Source organism: Diaphorobacter sp. C33 (genome assembly GCF_030503915.1).
Lineage (GTDB): Bacteria > Pseudomonadota > Gammaproteobacteria > Burkholderiales > Burkholderiaceae_C > Diaphorobacter > Diaphorobacter nitroreducens.
This window is the reverse complement of sequence record NZ_CP129980.1, coordinates 3,135,213-3,154,028: the sequence shown is the minus strand read 5'-3', so window position 1 is coordinate 3,154,028 and position 18,816 is coordinate 3,135,213. Positions and strand designations below refer to the sequence as shown.

Here is an 18,816-nt window from a genome sequence, read left to right as displayed (position 1 = left end):
GCGCTGGACTGCGGCCGGCGGTCAGGACGGCCCATGGCAATCCATCCCCGCAGCGGAGGAGCAAAAAAGGTCAGGAGGAGAACGCGGCGCCTTCCAGCCCCTCGGCCGGGCAGTCACGCATCCGGGCCTCGACCTGGCGCAGCAGGTCGGCCAGAGTCTTGCCGGGCTCCTGGCGAAAGCGCTCGTCCAGCACCTTGAAGGCCGCGATGCGGTCGATGCGAAAGCCCCGGAAGTCATCGCGCAGCTCGCACCAGGCCGACAGCGTCCACACCTTGCCCCAGTAGAAGCAGCCCAGCGGCCGCACGCGCCGCAGGCTGGGCCGGCCCTGCACGTCGGCGTAGTCAAGCCGCACCACGTGGCAGGACTGCACGGCCTCGCGCAGCGCCTGCAGCGCGGCCTGGGCGCGCGTATCCAGCCCAGAGCCCGGCGCGTAGAGCGCTTGCGCCTCGGCCGCCGCGCGCGCGGCGGGCGGCAGCACCGAGAGGATCTTGCCAAGCGCACCCTCGATCTCGCGCGCCATGCCGCCATCGACCCAGGTCTGCGCAAGCCGCGCGGCGGCCACGAGGGCGTTGGCCTCGCCCTGGCTGAACATCAGCGGCGGCAGCTCGAAGCCCGCGCCCAGGCGGTAGCCCACGCCGGCCTCGCCTTCAATGGGTATGCCCTGGTGCTGCAGGTCGGCCACGTCGCGGTAAATGGTGCGCAGCGACACTTCCAGCCGCCCGGCGAGAAAGGCGGCCGTGGACAGGCGCCGGCCCCGGATGAGCTGGACGATCTGGAACAGGCGGTCGGCACGGCGCATGGAATCTCAGGCCACGGAAGGAATGGTCCGCATGGTACGGTGCCGGGTGCCAGGCAGGACAGCGCCTGGGCCTGCACTCAGAGCAGCACGCCGATGTGCAGGGCGACGCACTCGGGCCCCTCGTAGCATTCGAAGTCGGTGTCGAAGCGGCGCAGCACCTCGGGATGTTCCTCGAAGTAGCGCCACGCGGCGGCCCAGGCGTCGAGCACCATCTGCGGCATGGACCCCTCGCAGTGGAACACCAGATAGCTGCCCGGCTGCACCTCGATGCGGGCCGCGCCCACCGGCGGATCGGCCTGCACGGCGGCCGACACGCCGGCCGTCACGTCGAAGGCGCCATGCTGATCGGACTCATAGGCACTGTAGACGCCGTAGAGGCGCCCGTCGGCCCCGGGGCCGGGCAACTGGCGCGCCCAGCTTTCGGTGAAGAATTGGTCCCACAGTGCGCCTATGCGCGCCCGTTCGGGTTGGGCCTCGTCTCGGTTGCAGGTGCGCACGGCAACGCCCGCCACGCTGAACGCCGGCACCTGGACGGTGATTGGGGTCATGGAAATCTCTCCTCAACGGAATCCAAGAACGCGCCGATGCTGCCGCCACCCTGCTGACAACGGGGTGTCAGCAGGCTGTGCGAGCCGGCGCCTCAGCGCGCCATGGCGTGCAGGCCGATGGTGTTGCCCTCGGTATCGCGCACGTGGGCGATGTACCCCATGCCCTGGGGCAGCTGCGTGCAGGCATCCACGACCTGGCCACCGGCAGGCACTACACGGGCCAAAGCCGCCTCCACGCTGGGTTCGCAGTCCAGGTAGATGCGCACGCCCGCGTCAGGCGCCGCGCGGCGCTGCGGGCCCGCCACCAGGCAGCCGCCCGTCGCGGGATCGTCCTTGGAGAACAGGGCCATGGGTTCGCCGCCGAAGTCTTCGCGGCGCATGGAGCGGTCCAGCATGCGCTCGTAAAAGGACTGCGCACGGCCGAGATCGGCGCACGGGATCTCGAACCAGTTGATGGCCTGGCTGGATGAGGGGGTGGTCATGGAGGGGCTCCTTGAAAGCATGTTGCGAAGGACTCCATGCTGCGGGGAAGCTGCTGACAGCGTCGTGTCAGCAGCCTGTCACCACCCCTCGCGCCGCGCTCAGGCGCCCGGTGCGCGGCGCTGGCGTGCCCGCTCGAGCATCTGCGCAGCCTGCCGAGCGGGCAGGCCGTACATGTCGGCAAAGGCCTCGGGGGTCTGGCCGCTGGCCTCGAAGGCACGCAGCAGCGCCTCGGCCTTGGCATCGCGCTCGGCCACCTCGGCAAAGGCCTCATCGAGCAGGGCGTTGGCCTTCTCGTCGCGGCCGCGCACCAGCGCGTCATAGGCCTCGCGCGTGAGGCCGCTGGCCTCGAACGCCTGGGCAATGCGCCGGCGCAGCTTGGCCGTCAGATCATCGCCGTCCTGCGGCTTGCGCCGGCGGAACACCTCCAGCAGCGCGTGGTGCACATGCTCGGGCGCCATGTCCTCCACAGGCTGGCCCTGCAGGTCGTGCCGCTTCATACCCTGGGCCACGGCATTCAGGTAGCGCGTGGAGCGTGTGTGGATGGACAGGGCGAGCTTGAGCGCGTCCTTGTCGATGGCTTCGCCATGCGCGGCCAGCAGGTCCTGGAAGATGCCGCGCTTGAGCGGCAGGAACTGCGCACCGAACAGGTGCGGATACCAGCCCGCCAACTGCTCCAGCAGCGGGTGCGTACGGCGGGGTGCACCCGCCGCGGGGCCGCCCTTGGCGCCGGCCTGGGGCGCATCGCCTGCGGCCTGCGCTCCCGGCTCACGCCGCCCCCCCGCGCGGCCACGGCCGCCGCGGCGATTGGCCCTGGGCGCGCCTGCGGCGCCGCTGTCAGCGGCAGGTGCCGGGCTGGCCGACGCGGGGCTCTCCGGTGTCGCATGGCCTTCGGCCGCGGGGACCGCAGCAGCGATGGGTGGCACGCCTTCTTCGTGGATCGGAGCGGGTGCGTTCACGGTGTCGTTCATGGCTCGAAAGCGCGCGGCCGGGCCCCGAAAGCCCGCCCCGCGCGGCGGTCAAAACCCGCCATCATGCCAGCAATGCGGCGTCCAGCACCTCCACCCAGTGCTTCACGGGAATGCCCGTGCCGCTTTGCAGGTGGGTGATGCAGCCCATGTTGGCAGAGAGGATGGCCGCAGGCGGCTGCTCGGTGAAGGCCTCGCCCAGCGCGCCCAGCTTGCGGTCGCGCAGCTGGTACGACAGTTCCGGGTTGAGCACCGAGTAGGTGCCGGCCGAGCCGCAGCACAGGTGCGACTCGGTGCGCGCCACGCGCAGCTCGAAGCCCAGCGCCGCCAGGTGCCGCTCCACCCCGCCGCGCAGCTTCTGCCCGTGCTGCAGGGTGCAGGGCGGGTGGTAGGCCAGCGGGGCCGCGGGAGGCTGGACGCGCCCGCGAAGGCGCTCCACCAGATCGGGCAGCAGTTCCGACAGATCGCGCGTGAGGGCGCTCACCCGCGCCGCCTTCTCGGCGTACTGCGCGTCGTTGCGCAGCAGGTGGCCGTATTCCTTCACGGTGACGCCGCAGCCCGAGGCATTCATGACGATGGCCTCCACCTCGCCGCGTTCCACATAGGGCCACCAGGCGTCGATGTTGGCGCGCATCTGGGCGAGGCCCCCTTCCTGATCGTTCAGGTGGAACTTGACCGCGCCGCAGCAGCCCGCCTCGCGCGCCACCACGGTCTGTATGCCTGCAGCATCCAGCACGCGCGCCGTGGCATTGTTGATGTTGGGCGCCATGGACGGCTGCACGCAGCCCTCCAGCAGCAGCACCTTGCGCGCATGGCTGCGCGTGGGCCAAGCACCCGCGTCCTGGCGCGGCGGCACCTTGGCGCGCAGGCGCTCGGGCAGCAGGCCGCGCACGGCCTGGCCCACCTTCATTGCCGGGCCGAACAGCGGGGACGGTAACCCTTCCTTGAGCATCCAGCGGGCCGCCGCCTCGCCGCGCGGGCGCGGCACCTTTTCCTCGACGATGCGCCGGCCGATGTCCACCAGATGCCCGTACTGCACGCCGCTCGGGCAGGTGCTCTCGCAGTTGCGGCAGGTCAGGCACCGGTCCAGGTGCAACTGCGTCTTGCGCGTGGGCTCGGCCCCTTCCAGCACCTGCTTGATGAGGTAGATGCGCCCGCGCGGTCCGTCCAGCTCATCGCCCAGCAACTGGTAGGTGGGGCAGGTGGCAGTGCAAAAGCCGCAGTGCACGCATTTGCGCAGGATGGCCTCGGCCTCCTGCCCTTCGGGCGTGCCCTGGTACTGGGGTGCGAGCTGGGTCTGCATGGTGTGTCGTGGAGATCGTGGAGGGTTAGCGGCGCGCGGGGGCGTCTTCGGCGGGTGCGGGGGCGCAGCGCGCGCGCCACAGCTGGGCCAGGCGCTGGCGATCGGCGGCGAGGGGGGGCAGCGACAGCGCCAGCAGGATGGACGCCAGCGGCACCACCCAGATGAAGCCCACGTACTTGAAGCCCGCCGCGCCGACCACGCCGCCGGCGGTGAACATGCCCAGCAGGCTGGCGAACATGCGCAGGCGCGTCTTGTTGGCATGCACCTGCGACTCGCGCGGCGTGCCGCTGCGGTTCCAGTACAGGGCCTTGCCCATCTCGATGCCGAGGTCGGTGACGATGCCCGTCATGTGCGTGGTGCGGATCTGGGCCGAGGACATCTTGGTCACCACCGCGTTCTGCAGCCCCATGATGTAGGCCAGCAGCAGCACCGTGAGGGGCACGGCGAACGGCGTACGCCAGCCCAGCGTGATGGCCCCCATCAGGCCGAACAACAGCATCAGCACCGCCTCCAGCAAGAGCGGCAGCGCAAAGCCGCTGCGCAGGTGCTGGTGGCGCGCCCAATTGACGAGGATCGCCGTGGAGCCCGCGCCCGACATGAACGCCCACAGCGTGCCGATGGCGCTGAGCACCAGCGTCATGTTGCCCAGCACCAGGTTGTCGGCCACCAGCGAAAGGAAGCCCGTCATGTGCGAGGTGTACATGTGCACGACCAGAAAGCCCCCCGCGTTGATCGCTCCCGCGTTGAACGCCAGCAGCAGGCCCAGCGTGCGGTTGGTGACCGTGGTGCGGTGCCGCCCGGTCAGGTGGCGCAGCAGGCGCATGGCTAGACGAGGCGCCCGGGGTTGAAGATGCCGGCCGGGTCGAACGCCTGCTTGAGCCGCTGGTGGATCGCAGCGAGCGCCGCAGAATTTGCATCAAAAATGGCTCTAGCGCTTATCCCATCTGCGCTAGCAGCTATGAATAGAGAAGCACTACCCCCCACCTCGGCGGCCAGTGCTTGCAGCGCATCGCCGTGCTGCGGCAGCGCCTGCACCCAGCGCAGACCGCCGTGCCACTCCACCAGCGGGGGCGCCACGCCCGCGGGCAATGCCAGCACGGGCGCGGTCTGGGGAACCGACAGGCGCCACAGCGCATGGTCCGCCGCGCGCGCGGCGAACCAGGGCAGGCGCTGGTCGCGGCAAGCCTGCCAGTCGTCCGGCACGGTGGGAGCGTCTTGCAACTCACCTCCCATGCTGCGGCAGGCGGCCTGCACCGCCGCCTGCGCGCCACGCAGGCGCACGTAGAGCTGGCCGCGGCCCGCATCCTCGACCCAGCAGCTGGCGTTGAGCGGCAGCGGCTGGCCGCCCCAGGCGTTGAGGCGGCGCAGCGCCTCGGCCTGGTCGCAGTCAAAGCGCAGCGTGGCCTCCGCCGGCGGCACCGGCAGCACCTTCAGGCTGACCTCGGTGATCACGCCGAGCTGCCCCCAGGCCCCGGCCATGAGGCGCGAGACGTCATAGCCCGCCACGTTCTTCATCACCTGCCCGCCAAAGCGCAGCAGCTCGCCGCGCCCGTTGATGATCTCCACGCCCAGCACGTAGTCGCGCACCGCACCCACGCTGGCGCGCGCCGGCCCCGACAGGCCGGCCGCCACCATGCCCCCCACGGTGCCGCCTTCGGCAAAGCGTGGCGGCTCAAACGGCAGGCTCTGGCCATGGCGCGCGAGCAGCGCCTCCAGCTCTGCCAGCGGCGTGCCGGCGAGCGCGGTCACCACCAGTTCGCTGGGCTCGTAGCTCACGATGCCGGCCAGGGGCCGCATGTCCAGCGGCTCGCCGGCATGCTGCGGCGCGCCCGGGCCATGGAAGTCTTTGGTGCCTCCGCCGCAGATGCGCACGGCGCTGCGGCGGTCTGCGCTGTCGCGCACGCGGTCGATGATCTGGCGAAGGGCTGCGTCCATCCGGCGATGGTACTGCCCTGCCCTTTCAGGCGGCCGTGGCGCAGGTTTGATTTTTTTGAACGCGCGGCGTGAATGGCGCTGGCAGCCATGCGCGCCGCAGGGGTCAGCGCTGGCCGACCTCGCACCAGGCCACGGGCAACCCCGCCACGGCCACGCGGGTGGACAGCACCTGCCCCGACTGAGGCCAGCGCGCCAGCTCATCGGCACTGCGGCCCTTGCGTGCAGAGGTGACGAACAGCGTGTGTCCGTCCGGCCCACCGACGCAGGGCATGGTGGGGCAGGACAGCGGCGTGGGCAGCTCGGCCAGCACCTCACCGCGCGGCGACAAGCGCAGCACGCGCGCGCCCTCGTACAGCGCGCACCAGTAGGCGCCTTCGACATCCACAGCGGCACCGTCCGGGCGGCCGCCATAGGGGACTGCCTCATCGCGCGTCGCAAAGCGGTGCAACACACGCGGCGCCCCGATGGGCTCCAACTGCGCGTTGCAGTCCCAGGCGCGGATGGTGTGCGAGGGCGTGTCGCTCCAATACAGCGTGCGCCCGTCCGGCGACCAGGCTAGGCCGTTGGCGGTGGCCACGCCGTCCAGCATGCGGCGCACCGTGGGAGCATCGGGGCCGGCCTGGTCCCGGCCGCGCAGGTCGATGCAGTACAGCGCAGCGACGGGCTGGCGCGGGCCCTGGGCGGGCTCATGCACCGTGCCCACCCACAGGCGCCCGAGCGCGTCGCACTTGCCGTCGTTGGCACGCTCGGTCGCCGGGTCGATGGGCAAGTGCGCCAGCGTGAGGAGCGGCCCGCCCCAGCGCGGCGCGTGGCAGATGCGGTCGCGCAGCGCCACCACCAGGCCTGCGGGTGTGCCCCCTTGGCGCGCCGGCGCGATGCAGCCGGGCTCGGCCGGCAGGGGCCAGCATTGCGCATCGCTTCCGTGCGCGCCGCTGCGCCACAGCGCGCGGCCAGCGATGTCCACCCAGTACAGACGGGACTCCAGGGGGTGCCAGAAGGGAGATTCGCCGAGTTGCGCGGGCGCGGCGGCCAGGGGTGTCCAGGCAGTGTTCATGCAGGCATTATTGGCCCCGGGCCTGCGCGCCGCCCAAAGAAAAGGCCCGCCAAGGGCGGGCCCAAAAACGGGACAGGGAGTTGCTCGCTTGTCATCGGGGGCGCCGCGCCACCACGCGGCGCCCGCCGTTCAACGCCGCTCAGCGGTGGTAGGCCGTCTCGCCATGGGAGGTGATGTCCAGGCCCTCGCGCTCGGCTTCCTCGCTCACGCGCAGGCCCACCAGCAGGTCGGCGACCTTGTAGGCGATGAAGGACACCACGCCCGACCACACGATGGTGAACAGCACGCTCTTGACCTGCACCCACACCTGCGCGCCCATGCTGAAGGTGTCGGGCGTCAGGCCGCCGGTGCCGCCCAGGCCCTGGGCCGCGAACACGCCGGTGAGGATGGCGCCCACGATGCCGCCCACGCCATGCACGCCGAACACGTCAAAGGCATCGTCCACGTTCAGCATCTTCTTCAGGCCGCCCACACCCCACAGGCAGACCAGGCCGGCGATCAGGCCGATCGCGATGGAGCCCATGGGGCCCACGAAGCCCGCGGCGGGCGTGACCGCCACCAGGCCGGCCACCGCGCCCGAGGCCGCGCCCAGCATGGAGGCCTTGCCCTTGTGCAGCGCTTCGCCGGCGATCCACGACAGCGTGGCGGCCGAGGTGGCCAGAACGGTGTTCACGAAGGCCAGGCCCGCAACGGCGTTGGCGGCCCCTGCAGAGCCGGCGTTGAAGCCGAACCAGCCCACCCACAGCAGCGAGGCGCCCACCATGGTCAGCGTGAGCGAGTGCGGAGTGAACGCTTCGCGGCCAAAGCCGATGCGCTTGCCCACCATGTAGGCACCCACCAGGCCCGCGATACCGGCATTGATGTGCACCACGGTGCCGCCCGCAAAATCGAGCGCGCCGTCGGCCGCCAGTAGGCCGCCACCCCACACGATGTGGGCCATGGGCACGTAGCTGAAGGTGAACCACAGCAGCGCGAAGATGAGCACGGCCGCAAAACGCATGCGTTCCGCAAAGGAGCCCACGATCAGCGCCACGGTGATGGCCGCGAACGTGCCCTGGAAGGCGATGAACACGTATTCAGGAATGGTCGCCAGCGCACCAAAGGTTTCCTGGCTCACGCCCTTCAGGAAAAGCTTGGACAGGTCGCCCACGAATTGGCCCTCGCCGGAGAACGCGAGGCTGTAGCCATAGATGGACCACAGCAGCGACACCAGGGCAAAGATCACGAACACCTGCATCAGCACGGACAGCATGTTCTTGGTGCGGCCCAGCCCCCCGTAGAACAAGGCCAGGCCCGGGATGATCATCAGGATCACGAGCAGCGTGGAGGTCAGCATCCAGGCGGTGTCGCCCGAGTCCACCTTGGGCGCGGCGGGCGCCTCTGCCGCTGCCGCGGGTGCGGGTGCCGCAGCAGGTGCTGCGACGGGCTCGGCAGCGGGCGCAGGCGCGGGGGCGACGGCCACGGGCTCCGAAGCCGCCGCGGCCGCGTCGGGTGTCTGGGCCAGCGCGCCGGCGCCACCGGCCAGCAGGCTTGCACCGATCAGTAGGGAAGCAAATAGTTTTTTCATGGCAGATCTCTGGGTCGGGAGGGACGAATGCCTGTGCGGCGCGCGCTCACAGGGCTTCCTGGCCGGTCTCGCCGGTGCGAATGCGCACCACCTGCTCCAGGTGCGCCACGAAGATCTTGCCGTCGCCGATCTTGCCGGTGCGGGCCGCGCCTTCGATGGCCTCAATGACGCGTTCCACCAGCTCGTCGGCCACGGCGGCCTCGATCTTCACCTTGGGCAGGAAGTCCACGACGTACTCGGCGCCGCGGTACAGCTCGGTATGGCCCTTCTGGCGGCCAAAGCCCTTCACCTCGGTCACGGTGATGCCCTGCACGCCGATGTCCGACAGGGACTCGCGCACCTCGTCGAGCTTGAAGGGTTTGATGATGGCGGTGACCATTTTCATGATCGATTCCTTGTCGAGAGTTAGAGGGTCTTGGTGAGGGAGACGATCAGGCGGGCCTTGTTGGCATCGCCGAAGAAGCCCTTCTTGTTGGCTCCGGCAACCGCCGCGGACAACGACAGGCCGGCGCCGAAGTCGTAGGCGCCGCCCACGCTATAGTCCACGTAGTTGGGCACGCCCAGATCCTTGATATCGCTGGCAAAGCGCGTGTAGCCCACGGACGCCTTCAGCGTGACGCTGGGCGCAACCTCCTGCGCAAACGCCAGGTTCAGGTAGCCCGTGTTGCGCCCACGGTTGCTGGAGGTCTTGGCGCCCGCCCAGCCGAAGTAATCCTTGGACACGGTGTGCGAGTACTTGGCCGTGAACGGGCCGTACGTGGCCGCACCGTACAGCTCGGTGGTGTTGCCGTTGGTGTTGCCCGGGTACACATACGTGAGCGCGCCCACATCCAGGTCCACCTCACCGGCCTTGAACTTGTAGCCGCCGTAGAAGTCGGCCTCGATGGAGTTGCCGGACAGCCAGTCCACGCTGGAGTTCCAGTTGCCCACGTAGAAGCCGCTGTCGCCAAAGCTGTAGTCGAACCCGCCCTGGATGGCCGGGTTCACGGCCTTGATGCGGTTCACGTCCTGGTCCTGGCCGCGGAACTTGTAGTTGCTGGTCAGCGACACATTGGCCGTGAGCTGGGCGCTGGCAAGGCCCGGTACGGCGACGGCCGCAAAAGCGAGGGCCAGGGTCTTGAGGGAAAAGCGGTGCATGGTTCCTCCAGTGTTGGGCGACGGTTGACACCCCCTCAATGCATGGACCGTGCCACCCCGAAATCCGCCCCGCGACGGCCTGCCGGGTACCATCCTGAGGCATACGTGCAGTCACAGGGGTTGCAGCCCGGCGCATTTCGCACCAGCCTGGTGCAGGGCGGCCCCCCTTGCGCATCCGTCGCCATGGTTGCACGCACATGCCTGGGGAGATCCGTTGCGATGAGTCTTGCTTTGGTGCAAAGCCGCGCCCTGCTGGGCCTGCACGCGCCCGCCGTTACTGTGGAAGTACACCTGGCCAACGGGTTGCCCAGCTTCGCGCTGGTGGGCCTGGCCGATGTCGAGGTCAAGGAGGCGCGCGAGCGCGTGCGCTCCGCGCTGCAGAACGCCGGGCTGGAATTCCCGGCCAACAAGAAGATCACCGTGAACCTGGCGCCGGCCGATCTGCCCAAAGACTCCGGCCGCTTCGACCTGCCGATCGCGCTGGGCATCCTGGCCGCGAGCGGGCAGATCGACGCGGCCCGGTTGGACGGCTGGGAGTTCGCCGGCGAGCTATCGCTGTCGGGCCTGCTGCGCCCGGTGCGCGGCGCCCTGGCGACCAGCTTGGCGCTGCGCGCGCTGGCGCAGCCCGTGCGCACGGTGCTTCCCCCCGGCAGCGCCGAAGAAGCTGCGCTGGTGCCGGGCACCGAGATCTACCGCGCGCACCACCTGTTGGACGTGGTACGCCAGTTCGTGCCCGTGCCCCCGCCGAACGATGATGGCGCGGACGACGGCGGTTGGCAGCGGCTGCAACCCGCGCCGCCGGCCCCGGCCACCGATGGCCCGGACCTGGCCGACGTGAAGGGGCAGGCCGCGGCCAAGCGCGCACTGGAGATCGCTGCCGCAGGCGGGCACGGGCTGCTGCTCGTGGGGCCTCCGGGCTCGGGCAAGTCCATGCTGGCCCAGCGTTTTGCCGGGCTGCTGCCCCCGATGGGGGTGGAGCAAGCGCTGGAGAGCGCGGCCATTGCCAGCCTGGCCGGGCGCTTCAGCCCCGCACAGTGGATGCAGCGCACCACAGCCAGCCCGCACCACAGCTGCAGCGCGATCGCGCTGGTGGGCGGGGGCTCGCCGCCGCGCCCGGGCGAGATCTCGCTCGCGCACGAAGGCGTGCTGTTCCTCGATGAATTCCCCGAATTCGCCCGCAGCGCCCTGGAAGCGCTGCGCGAGCCGCTGGAGAGCGGGCGCATCACCATTGCCCGGGCGGCGCAGCGCGCCGAGTTCCCGGCGCGCTTTCAGCTCGTGGCGGCCATGAACCCCTGCCCCTGTGGTTTTGCGGGCTCGCACCAGCGCGCCTGCCGCTGCACACCCGACCAGATCGCGCGCTACCAGGGCAAGCTCAGCGGCCCGCTGCTGGACCGCATCGACCTGCATGTGGAGGTGCCCGCGCTGCCGCCCGAGGAACTGCTGGGCGCCCCGCCCGGCGAACCCAGCGGCGCCGTGCGCGAACGCGTGGCCCGCGCGCACGAACGAGCGCTCCAGCGCCAGGGCAAGGCCAACCAGGCATTGCAGGGCCAGGAGCTGGAACAGATGGCGGCGCTGGACACCGCGGCCGCGCGGTTCCTGCAGGCCGCGGCGGCGCGCCTGGCGTGGTCGGCGCGCAGCACGCACCGGGCCCTCAAGGTTGCACGTACTATTGCCGATCTATCGGGCTGCGGGACCGTGGGCGCCGCCCATGTGGCCGAAGCCGTGCAATACCGGCGCGCCCTGCGCGCACCGGCGTGACGCTCCACCGCTGCCCTTCCTTGTTTGAATCCTCCTGAAAATCCTATGAAAAACCTCAGCATCGGCACCCGCCTGGGAGGCGGCTTCGCCCTTGTCCTGCTGCTGATGGCCCTGATGACGGCCTTTGGCGTATGGCGCCTGCAGACCGTGGCGCAAGCCACCAACGAGATGACGCAGCAACCCCTGGCGGTGGAGCGCATGATCAGCGACTGGTACCGCTATGTGTACAGCGCGGCGCGGCGCACCTCGGCCATCGTCAAGAGCACGGACCCTTCGCTCGGCCAGTTCTTCGCGGCAGACACCGCCACCTCCACGCGCGAATCGGCCGAGCTGCAAAAGCGTATCGAGACGCTGCTCACCAGCGACGAGGAAAAGGCCCTGTGGGCCGACATTCAGAAGGCGCGCGTGACCTACCTGTCCTCGCGCGACCAGGCCGTGAAGGCCAAGGCCGAGGGCCAGCTGGAGGAGGCCGAACGCCTGCTCACCCAGGTGTACCTGCCCGCCACCGACCAGTACGTGGCGCTGATCCAGCGCCTGCTGGACATGCAACGCTCCCGCATCGACGCCACGGCGCAGGGGATCAATGTCACCTATGGGCAAAGCCGGCTGTGGCTGATCGTGCTGGGCGTGCTCGGCCTGGGCGCAGGCGCCCTGTGCGCATGGTGGCTCACACGCGGCATCACGCGGCCGCTGGCGCAGGCCGTGCAGGTGGCGCGCGCCGTGGCGGCCAACGACCTCACCAGCCGCGTGCAGGTCGATTCGCGCGACGAGACCGGCCAGCTGCTGCAGGCGCTGCAGGAGATGAACGCCAGCCTGTCGCAGGTGGTGGCGCGCGTGCGCTCGGGCACCGACGGCATCGCCACGGCGTCCAGCCAGCTCGACGCAGGCAACCAGGACCTGTCCTCGCGCACCGAGGAGCAGGCCAGCTCGCTGCAGGAAACCGCCGCCTCGATGGAGCAGCTGACCAGCACCGTGCGCCAGAACGCCGACAACGCGCGCCAGGCCAACCAGTTGGCCTCCTCCGCCGCGCAGACGGCCACGCAGGGCGGCCAGGTGGTGGCCGGCGTGGTGCAGACCATGGGCGCCATCAACGCCAGCAGCCGCAAGATCAGCGACATCATCGGCGTGATCGACTCGATCGCCTTCCAGACCAACATCCTGGCGCTGAACGCCGCGGTGGAGGCCGCACGCGCCGGCGAGCAGGGCCGCGGCTTTGCCGTGGTGGCCGGCGAGGTGCGTGCACTGGCACAGCGCAGCGCGGCTGCCGCCAAGGACATCAAGGGCCTGATCGGCGACTCGGTCGCCAAGGTGGAGGAAGGCTCCCACCAGGTCGAGGAAGCCGGCCGCACCATGGACGCCATCGTGCAGAGCGTGCAGCGCGTGAGCGACCTGGTGGCCGAGATCACCGCCGCCAGCCAGGAGCAGAGCGCGGGCATCGAGCAGGTGCACCAGGCCATCACGCAGATGGACCAGGTCACGCAGCAGAACGCCGCACTGGTGGAGGAAGCCACCGCCGCCACGGGCTCGCTCAAGGCCCAGGCTGGCCAGTTGGCCCAGGCAGTGAGCGTGTTCCGCGTGGAAGGCCTGCAGGCCGCCCAGACGGCAACGGCAGCGGCAGCGCCCGCCCCCCTCCGCCGGCCCGCACCGGCCACAACGACCACAACGACCAAGCCCCCCGCAGCAGCGCGCACGCTGGCGGCGCCCGCCCGCCCACCGGCAGCGGCCAAGGCGGCCCCGGCCGCCGCGCGCCACAGCGACGACGATTGGGAAGCCTTCTGAGCGCCCCGGGCGGGGATAACCCACCCGCCTCGTTTTGCTACGTTATTTATAGCTGCTAGCGCTTATATAACAAGCACTACAGCCCAAAAATGCAGTAAAGCAACCAGGCGCAGCCCCGATGCCGGGCGTCAAACGAACATGCCGCCCGATGCCTCGATGCGCTGTGCGTTCACCCAGCCCGTGCCCGGCTGCAGCAGCGCAGCGATCACGCCACCGATGTCGTCCGGCAGGCCCACGCGGCCCAGCGCGGTCTGGCCGGCGATGAAGGCGTTGAGCTGCGCGTTGTCGCGCACGGCGCCGCCGCCAAAATCCGTCTCGATCGCGCCAGGCGCAACCACGTTCACGGCAATGCCGCGCGCGCCCAGTTCCTTGGCCAGGTAGCGCGTCAGCACCTCCACCCCGCCCTTCATCGCCGCATAGGCCGCGTAGCCCGGTAGCGCGAACCGCGCCAGGCCCGACGACACGTTCAGGATGCGCCCGCCGTCGTTCATCAGCGGCAGCAGCTTCTGTGTGAGGAAAAACACGCCCTTGAGGTGGATGTTGACCATGTCGTCGAACTGCGCCTCGGTGGTCTCCATGAAGCTGGCATACACGCCCACGCCCGCGTTGTTCACGAGGAAGTCGAAGCGCTCGCGCTGCCAGTGCCGCACCAGCACGTCGCGCACCTGGCCTGCGAAAGCGGTGAAGGTGGCGCTGGCCGCCACGTCCAGGGGCAGCGCCACGGCGCGGCGGCCGAGGGCCTCGATCTCTGCGACGACGGCCTGCGCCTCGGCGGCCTGGCTGCGGTAGGTCAGGATCACATCGGTGCCGGACCGCGCCACGTGCAACGCGGCATTGCGGCCCAGTCCCCGGCTGCCGCCGGTGATGAGGGCGATGGCCGGACGGGCGGCCATGCCGGCGGTGGCCGTAGAGGAGGAAGAAGATGCGGCGTGGGTCATGGCGGGAACCTTTCAGTGAGGAGTGAGAAGCAGTGAGCGGACTCTATTGATCCGCGCTGCATCCATAAATCACTGAAAATTGATCGCATCGTTCTTTGGATACGAACAATGAGCCCGTTTGACCGCATGCACATCTTCGTCCGCGTGGCCGAGCTGGCCAGCTTCACGCAGGCCGCCGAAGCGCTGGGCATCCCCAAGGCAAGCGCCTCCACCGCCGTGCAGCAACTCGAAACCCAGCTCGGCACGCGCCTGCTGCACCGCACCACCCGGCGCGTCCAGCTCACGCAGGACGGGCAGGCCTATTACGAGCGGTGCAAGGATCTGCTAGCGGACGTGGACGAACTGCAGTCCATGTTCCAGCACCTCGACGGCGCCGGCCTGAGAGGACGCGTGCGCATCGACATGTCCACCGGCATGGCGCGCAACGTGGTGGTGCCCCGCCTGCCCGAACTGCTGGCGCGCCACCCCGGTCTGGAGATGGAGCTGAGCAGCACCGAGCGCCGCGTGGACGTGGTGCGCGAGGGCTTCGACTGCGTGCTGCGCACGGGCGCCGTGGTGGACAGCAGCCTGGTCGCGCGCCCGCTGGGGCTGGCGCGGCTGGTCAACTGCGCCAGCCCGGCCTATCTGCGCGCGCATGGCACGCCACGCTCGCTCGCCGACCTGCCGGGCCACCGGCTGGTGCATTTCGTGAACACGCTGGGCGCCCGCTCTGCAGGCTTCGAGGCCGTGGTGGATGGCGCACTCGTGCTCACCCCCATGCAGGGCGCCCTCACGGTGAACAATGCCGAGGCCTACATGGCCGGCTGCCTGGCGGGGCTGGGCCTGATCCAGGTGCCGCACCTGGGCGTGGTGGACCTGCTGGCGCGCGGCGATCTGGTCGAAGTGCTGCCGCAACTGGCCGCCCCGCCGATGCCGCTCACGCTGATGTACGCCAACCGCCGCAACCTGCCGCGGCGCGTGCGCACGGTGATGGACTGGCTGGCGCAGGTGGTGGCGGAGCATCTGGCGCAGGTGGCCGCCGCCTGAACGGCCTGGCCCCCACGTGTCCCTGGGCCGCTAGACGCCCAGGTACTGCCGCCGCGCCGCGGCGTCGCCCGCGAGCTGCGCCATCCCGGCGCTGTACACGATGCGGCCCTGCTCCAGCACGCAGGCGCGGTCGGCCACGGCCTCGGCGAAGGGCAGGTTTTGCTCGCTCAGCAGGATGCCGATGCCCTGGGCCTTCAGCGCGCGGATGGTGCGCGCCATCTGCTGCACGATGACCGGCGCCACGCCCTCCGAGGGCTCGTCCAGCAGCACCAGCAGCGGCTGGCCCATGAGGGTGCGCGCCACGGTCAGCATCTGCTGCTCTCCGCCGCTCATGCGCCCGCCGGGGCGGTCGGGCATTTCGCCCAGGTTGGGGAACAGCGTGAACAGCCGCTCGGGCGTCCACAGCGGCGCGGGCGTGCCGTCCGGCCAGTGGCGGGGTTTTTGGCGGCCCACCTCCAGGTTCTCCAGCACCGTGAGGTCGGTGAAGATGCGCCGGTCCTCGGGCACGTAGCCCAGGCCGCGCCGCGCGATGGCGTGCGGCGGCTGGCGGTCGATGCGCTGGCCCAGGAATTCGATGCGCCCGCTGCGCCGCTCCAGCAGGCCGGCAATGCCCTTGAGCGTGGTGGACTTGCCCGCGCCGTTGCGCCCCATCAGGGCCACCACCTCGCCGGGCCCCACGCTCAGCGATACGCCGTGCAGGATGTGGGCCGCGCCGTACCAGGCGTGCAGGTCTGCCACCTCCAGCAAGGGTGTTTTTGCTTCTAGAACTTTGCTGGGCAAGTGCAAGGCGCTATCGTTTTGATTCGTCATGCCGACTCCAGTGCCAGCCCCGTGCCCAGGTAGGCGGCCTGCACCCGCGCGTCGTCCTGGATCTGCTGCGGCGTGCCTTCGGCCAGCAGCTGGCCGCGCACCAGCACGGCCACGCGGTCGGCCAGGCCGAAGACCACGTCCATGCTGTGCTCGGTGAACAGCACGCCCATGTGCCGTTCGCGCGCGATGCGCTGCACCAGCTGCATGAGCGCCAGGCGCTCGGCCGGTGCCATGCCGGCGGTGGGCTCGTCCATCAGCAGCAGCGCCGGGGCGTGCGCCAGCGCCATGGCCAGCTCCACGCGCTTGACGTCGCCGTAGGCCAGCGTGCTGCACGGGCGCTGCGCCTGGGCAGCCATGCCCACCTGCTCCAGCAGCGCCAGGGCATCCTGCGGGCGGTGCGCATCGGCACGGCGCCACCAGCGCCAGGCGTGCCGGTCGTGCGACAGCAGCGCCATCTGCACGTTCTGCAGCACGGTGAAGCTGGCGAAGGTCTGCGCGATTTGGAAGGTGCGGCCCACGCCGCGCCGCCAGACGGCGCGCGGCGCCAGGCCGGTGATGTCCTGCCCCTGCAGCAGCACGCGCCCATCGTCCGGGGGGAGCTGCCCGCCCACCAGGTTGAAGGTGGTGCTCTTGCCCGCACCATTGGGGCCGATCAGCGCCAGCAGCTCGCCGGCCTGCAGCGCGAACGACACGCCCTGCACGGCCTGCACGCCGCCGAAGGACTTGCGCAACCCCTGGACCTGCAGCAGGCTCATGGCGCGCCCTCCTGCGCTTTGTTTTTGATAGCTGCTCGCGCTTGCCACATCTGCGCAAAACCCGAGATTCCTTGAGGAAACAGCAGCACCAGCAGCAGCATGATGCCGCCCAGCAGCGCGCGCCAGTAGTCAGTACTGCGCGCTACGGTGTCATGCAGCCAGGTGAACACACCCGCGCCCACCACCGGCCCGGCCAGCTGCTGCATGCCGCCCAGCAGCACCATCACCAGCCCGTCCACCGAGCGCGACACGCCCAGCGCATCGGGCGCCACGCTGCCTTTGGAAAACACGTACAGCGCCCCCGCCAGACCGGCCAGCAGCCCCGCCACCACGAAGGCGGCCCACTGCACGCCGCGCACGTCGATGCCAATGGCGTCGGCCCGCAACGCCGAGTCGCGCGCCGCGCGCAGCGCCCAGCCCAACGGCGCAAACAGCATGCGCCGCAGCAGGTAGATGCCCGCCACGGCCAGCGCCAGCACCAGCCAATAGAAGCCCGCGCCCTGCGCGGCCCACTGCGGCGGCCACACGCCGGTGATGCCGTTGCTGCCGCCGGTGAACCCGTCCCACTGGTAGGCGATGGCCCAGGTGATCTGTGCGAACGCCAGCGTCAGCATGGTGAGCGACACGCCCGACAGGCGCACGCAGAACCAGCCGTACACCAGCGCGCCCACCGCCGCCACCAGCGGCCCCAGCAGCAGCGCCGTGCCCATGGGCCAGTCCAGCCAGCGCACCAGCAGCGCCGCGCCGTAGGCGCCCAGGCCGAAGTACGCCGCATGGCCGAACGAATGCAACCCGCCCGGCCCCAGGATGCAATGCAGACTGGCGGCGAACAGCGCGGCAATCGCGATGTCGGTCAGCAGCACGGTGGCGTAGCTGCCCGGCTCCACCGCCAGCGGCAGCAGCGCCAGGCCCAGCACCAACGCGCACCAGGCGGCCGTGGCGCCCTGCCCTGCCCGGCGCAGCGGCGCCTCGGGCGCGCCCACGCCGCGCACCACGGCCTGCGGGCGGCCCATGAGGCCCCAGGGCCGCCAGATGAGCACGGCCGCCATCACCAGGAACTCCACCACCAGCGTGAGCCGGGGAAAGGCCACCTCCACCCCCGCGACCTCGACCACGCCCAGCCAGATGCACACGGCCTTGAGCTCGGCAATCACCAGCGCCGCCACGAAGGCGCCGGGCAGCGAGCCCATGCCGCCCACCACCACCACCACGAAGGCGGCGCCGATGGTGAGCATGTCCAGCTCCAGGCTGGCGGGCTCGCGCGGCAGCTGCAGCGCGCCGCCCAGGCCTGCCAGCAGGGCCCCCAGCGCGAACACGCTGGTGAACAGCCAGGCCTGGTTCACACCCAGCGCACCGACCATCTCACGGTCCTGCGTGGCGGCGCGCACCAGCGTGCCCCAGCGCGTGCGCGTGAGCAGCAGCGTGAGCAGCACCAGCACCAGCGGCCCCACGGCGATGAGGAACAGGTCGTAGGCCGGGAAGCGCCGGCCCAGCAGGTCCACCGCGCCCTCCAGGCCCGGCGCGCGCGGGCCGAACAGCTCCTCCGGCCCCCAGAGCCACAGCGCCGCGTCCTTGATCACCAGCACCAAGGCGAAGGTGGCCAGCAGCTGCAACAATTCGGGTGCGCGGTAGATGCGGCGCAGCAGCAGCACCTCCACCGCCGCGCCCAGCAGGCCCACGGCCAGCGGAGCCAGCAGCAGCGCAGGCCAGAAGCCGAGGGCATCGCCCAGACGCTCCACCAGGGCATAGGCCAGGTACAGGCCCAGCATGTAAAACGAGCCGTGCGCGAAGTTGACGATGCGCATCACCCCAAAGATCAGCGACAGCCCCGCCGCCACGAGGAACAACGTGGAAGCGCCCGCCAGGCCATTGAGCAGTTGGGCCAGCAGCCCCGAAACATCCATGTCAGTCGTCCAATGCCGCACAGGGCCACCGCAGCCCGCACGGGTGAAGCCCGCA

The 18,816-nt window shown here is 70.4% G+C and carries 18 protein-coding genes; 3 read left to right on the top strand and 15 right to left on the bottom strand.

The window, feature by feature from the left end:
* Nucleotides 1–70 precede the first annotated feature (70 nt).
* From QY917_RS14745 to QY917_RS14695, 11 genes are all read right to left on the bottom strand, one after another.
* On the bottom strand, nt 71–799 hold the full coding sequence (locus QY917_RS14745) for a YafY family protein (RefSeq protein ID WP_123675316.1): 729 nt from the start codon (nt 797–799) through the stop codon (nt 71–73).
* Between the two features lie 77 nt (nt 800–876).
* Nucleotides 877–1,347 carry a GyrI-like domain-containing protein gene (locus QY917_RS14740; RefSeq protein ID WP_123675317.1) on the bottom strand — a complete coding sequence of 157 codons (471 nt, stop codon included), beginning with the start codon at nt 1,345–1,347 and terminating at the stop codon, nt 877–879.
* Nucleotides 1,348–1,439: 92 nt separating this feature from the next.
* The gene (locus tag QY917_RS14735) at nt 1,440–1,829 is read right to left on the bottom strand and encodes a VOC family protein (RefSeq protein WP_162844524.1); all 390 of its coding nucleotides are present in this window, start codon (nt 1,827–1,829) and stop codon (nt 1,440–1,442) included.
* A gap of 99 nt (nt 1,830–1,928) precedes the next feature.
* Nucleotides 1,929–2,798: a ProQ/FINO family protein gene (locus QY917_RS14730; RefSeq protein WP_123675319.1), complete on the bottom strand. Its 870-nt coding sequence runs from the start codon at nt 2,796–2,798 to the stop codon at nt 1,929–1,931.
* A 61-nt stretch (nt 2,799–2,859) separates the two neighbouring features.
* Nucleotides 2,860–4,098, bottom strand: coding sequence for a glycolate oxidase subunit GlcF (glcF, locus tag QY917_RS14725; RefSeq protein ID WP_123675320.1), 1,239 nt, complete (start codon nt 4,096–4,098; stop codon nt 2,860–2,862).
* 25 nt (nt 4,099–4,123) lie between these two features.
* Nucleotides 4,124–4,921, bottom strand: coding sequence for a YoaK family protein (locus tag QY917_RS14720; RefSeq protein ID WP_123675321.1), 798 nt, complete (start codon nt 4,919–4,921; stop codon nt 4,124–4,126).
* A 2-nt stretch (nt 4,922–4,923) separates the two neighbouring features.
* Nucleotides 4,924–6,033 (bottom strand): glycolate oxidase subunit GlcE, encoded by a 1,110-nt coding sequence (gene glcE / locus QY917_RS14715; protein ID WP_123675322.1) that lies wholly within the window; start codon nt 6,031–6,033, stop codon nt 4,924–4,926.
* 103 nt (nt 6,034–6,136) lie between these two features.
* The gene (locus QY917_RS14710) at nt 6,137–7,087 is read right to left on the bottom strand and encodes an SMP-30/gluconolactonase/LRE family protein (protein ID WP_123675323.1); all 951 of its coding nucleotides are present in this window, start codon (nt 7,085–7,087) and stop codon (nt 6,137–6,139) included.
* A 139-nt stretch (nt 7,088–7,226) separates the two neighbouring features.
* On the bottom strand, nt 7,227–8,654 hold the full coding sequence (locus QY917_RS14705) for an ammonium transporter (RefSeq protein WP_123675324.1): 1,428 nt from the start codon (nt 8,652–8,654) through the stop codon (nt 7,227–7,229).
* Nucleotides 8,655–8,700: 46 nt separating this feature from the next.
* On the bottom strand, nt 8,701–9,039 hold the full coding sequence (gene glnK, locus QY917_RS14700) for a P-II family nitrogen regulator (protein ID WP_011803632.1): 339 nt from the start codon (nt 9,037–9,039) through the stop codon (nt 8,701–8,703).
* Nucleotides 9,040–9,059: 20 nt separating this feature from the next.
* Complete coding sequence (locus QY917_RS14695; RefSeq protein WP_088887901.1) at nt 9,060–9,791, bottom strand: TorF family putative porin; 732 nt, start codon at nt 9,789–9,791, stop codon at nt 9,060–9,062.
* Between the two features lie 219 nt (nt 9,792–10,010).
* Here QY917_RS14695 and QY917_RS14690 point away from each other — a divergent pair, with 219 nt between their 5' ends.
* On the top strand, nt 10,011–11,549 hold the full coding sequence (locus QY917_RS14690) for a YifB family Mg chelatase-like AAA ATPase (protein WP_123675325.1): 1,539 nt from the start codon (nt 10,011–10,013) through the stop codon (nt 11,547–11,549).
* Between the two features lie 45 nt (nt 11,550–11,594).
* Complete coding sequence (locus QY917_RS14685) at nt 11,595–13,328, top strand: methyl-accepting chemotaxis protein (RefSeq protein ID WP_088887903.1); 1,734 nt, start codon at nt 11,595–11,597, stop codon at nt 13,326–13,328.
* Nucleotides 13,329–13,456: 128 nt separating this feature from the next.
* Here the strand turns inward: QY917_RS14685 and QY917_RS14680 are convergent, their stop codons facing one another.
* Entirely contained in the window at nt 13,457–14,266 is an 810-nt protein-coding gene (locus QY917_RS14680) for an SDR family NAD(P)-dependent oxidoreductase (RefSeq protein WP_123675326.1), read from the bottom strand.
* Between the two features lie 108 nt (nt 14,267–14,374).
* Here QY917_RS14680 and QY917_RS14675 point away from each other — a divergent pair, with 108 nt between their 5' ends.
* Entirely contained in the window at nt 14,375–15,292 is a 918-nt protein-coding gene (locus tag QY917_RS14675) for a LysR family transcriptional regulator (protein WP_123675327.1), read from the top strand.
* Nucleotides 15,293–15,322: 30 nt separating this feature from the next.
* On the opposite strand, the gene QY917_RS14670 is transcribed toward QY917_RS14675, so the two are convergent.
* The 3 genes from QY917_RS14670 to QY917_RS14660 are packed head-to-tail and all read right to left on the bottom strand — an operon-like array spanning nt 15,323 to nt 18,761.
* Nucleotides 15,323–16,102, bottom strand: a complete 780-nt coding sequence (locus QY917_RS14670; RefSeq protein WP_123675328.1) for an ABC transporter ATP-binding protein — start codon at nt 16,100–16,102, stop codon at nt 15,323–15,325.
* A complete protein-coding gene (locus tag QY917_RS14665) occupies nt 16,099–16,857 on the bottom strand; it encodes an ABC transporter ATP-binding protein (protein WP_123675329.1) in 759 nt (252 codons plus the stop codon). The genes QY917_RS14670 and QY917_RS14665 overlap by 4 nt, the downstream gene beginning before the upstream one ends.
* A complete protein-coding gene (locus QY917_RS14660; protein ID WP_123675330.1) occupies nt 16,854–18,761 on the bottom strand; it encodes an ABC transporter permease in 1,908 nt (635 codons plus the stop codon). Before QY917_RS14660 ends, QY917_RS14665 begins: the two co-directional genes overlap by 4 nt.
* Between the last annotated feature and the right edge of the window lie 55 nt (nt 18,762–18,816).

Bases quoted from the DNA above. Each gene is read 5' to 3' on its own strand.
- QY917_RS14745 (WP_123675316.1), bottom strand. From the start codon at position 799: ATGCGCCGTGCCGACCGCCTGTTCCAGATCGTCCAGCTCATCCGGGGC.
- QY917_RS14740 (WP_123675317.1), bottom strand. From the start codon at position 1,347: ATGACCCCAATCACCGTCCAGGTGCCGGCGTTCAGCGTGGCGGGCGTT.
- QY917_RS14735 (WP_162844524.1), bottom strand. From the start codon at position 1,829: ATGACCACCCCCTCATCCAGCCAGGCCATCAACTGGTTCGAGATCCCG.
- QY917_RS14730 (WP_123675319.1), bottom strand. From the start codon at position 2,798: ATGAACGACACCGTGAACGCACCCGCTCCGATCCACGAAGAAGGCGTG.
- glcF (WP_123675320.1), bottom strand. From the start codon at position 4,098: ATGCAGACCCAGCTCGCACCCCAGTACCAGGGCACGCCCGAAGGGCAG.
- QY917_RS14720 (WP_123675321.1), bottom strand. From the start codon at position 4,921: ATGCGCCTGCTGCGCCACCTGACCGGGCGGCACCGCACCACGGTCACC.
- glcE (WP_123675322.1), bottom strand. From the start codon at position 6,033: ATGGACGCAGCCCTTCGCCAGATCATCGACCGCGTGCGCGACAGCGCA.
- QY917_RS14710 (WP_123675323.1), bottom strand. From the start codon at position 7,087: ATGAACACTGCCTGGACACCCCTGGCCGCCGCGCCCGCGCAACTCGGC.
- QY917_RS14705 (WP_123675324.1), bottom strand. From the start codon at position 8,654: ATGAAAAAACTATTTGCTTCCCTACTGATCGGTGCAAGCCTGCTGGCC.
- glnK (WP_011803632.1), bottom strand. From the start codon at position 9,039: ATGAAAATGGTCACCGCCATCATCAAACCCTTCAAGCTCGACGAGGTG.
- QY917_RS14695 (WP_088887901.1), bottom strand. From the start codon at position 9,791: ATGCACCGCTTTTCCCTCAAGACCCTGGCCCTCGCTTTTGCGGCCGTC.
- QY917_RS14690 (WP_123675325.1), top strand. From the start codon at position 10,011: ATGAGTCTTGCTTTGGTGCAAAGCCGCGCCCTGCTGGGCCTGCACGCG.
- QY917_RS14685 (WP_088887903.1), top strand. From the start codon at position 11,595: ATGAAAAACCTCAGCATCGGCACCCGCCTGGGAGGCGGCTTCGCCCTT.
- QY917_RS14680 (WP_123675326.1), bottom strand. From the start codon at position 14,266: ATGACCCACGCCGCATCTTCTTCCTCCTCTACGGCCACCGCCGGCATG.
- QY917_RS14675 (WP_123675327.1), top strand. From the start codon at position 14,375: ATGAGCCCGTTTGACCGCATGCACATCTTCGTCCGCGTGGCCGAGCTG.
- QY917_RS14670 (WP_123675328.1), bottom strand. From the start codon at position 16,102: ATGACGAATCAAAACGATAGCGCCTTGCACTTGCCCAGCAAAGTTCTA.
- QY917_RS14665 (WP_123675329.1), bottom strand. From the start codon at position 16,857: ATGAGCCTGCTGCAGGTCCAGGGGTTGCGCAAGTCCTTCGGCGGCGTG.
- QY917_RS14660 (WP_123675330.1), bottom strand. From the start codon at position 18,761: ATGGATGTTTCGGGGCTGCTGGCCCAACTGCTCAATGGCCTGGCGGGC.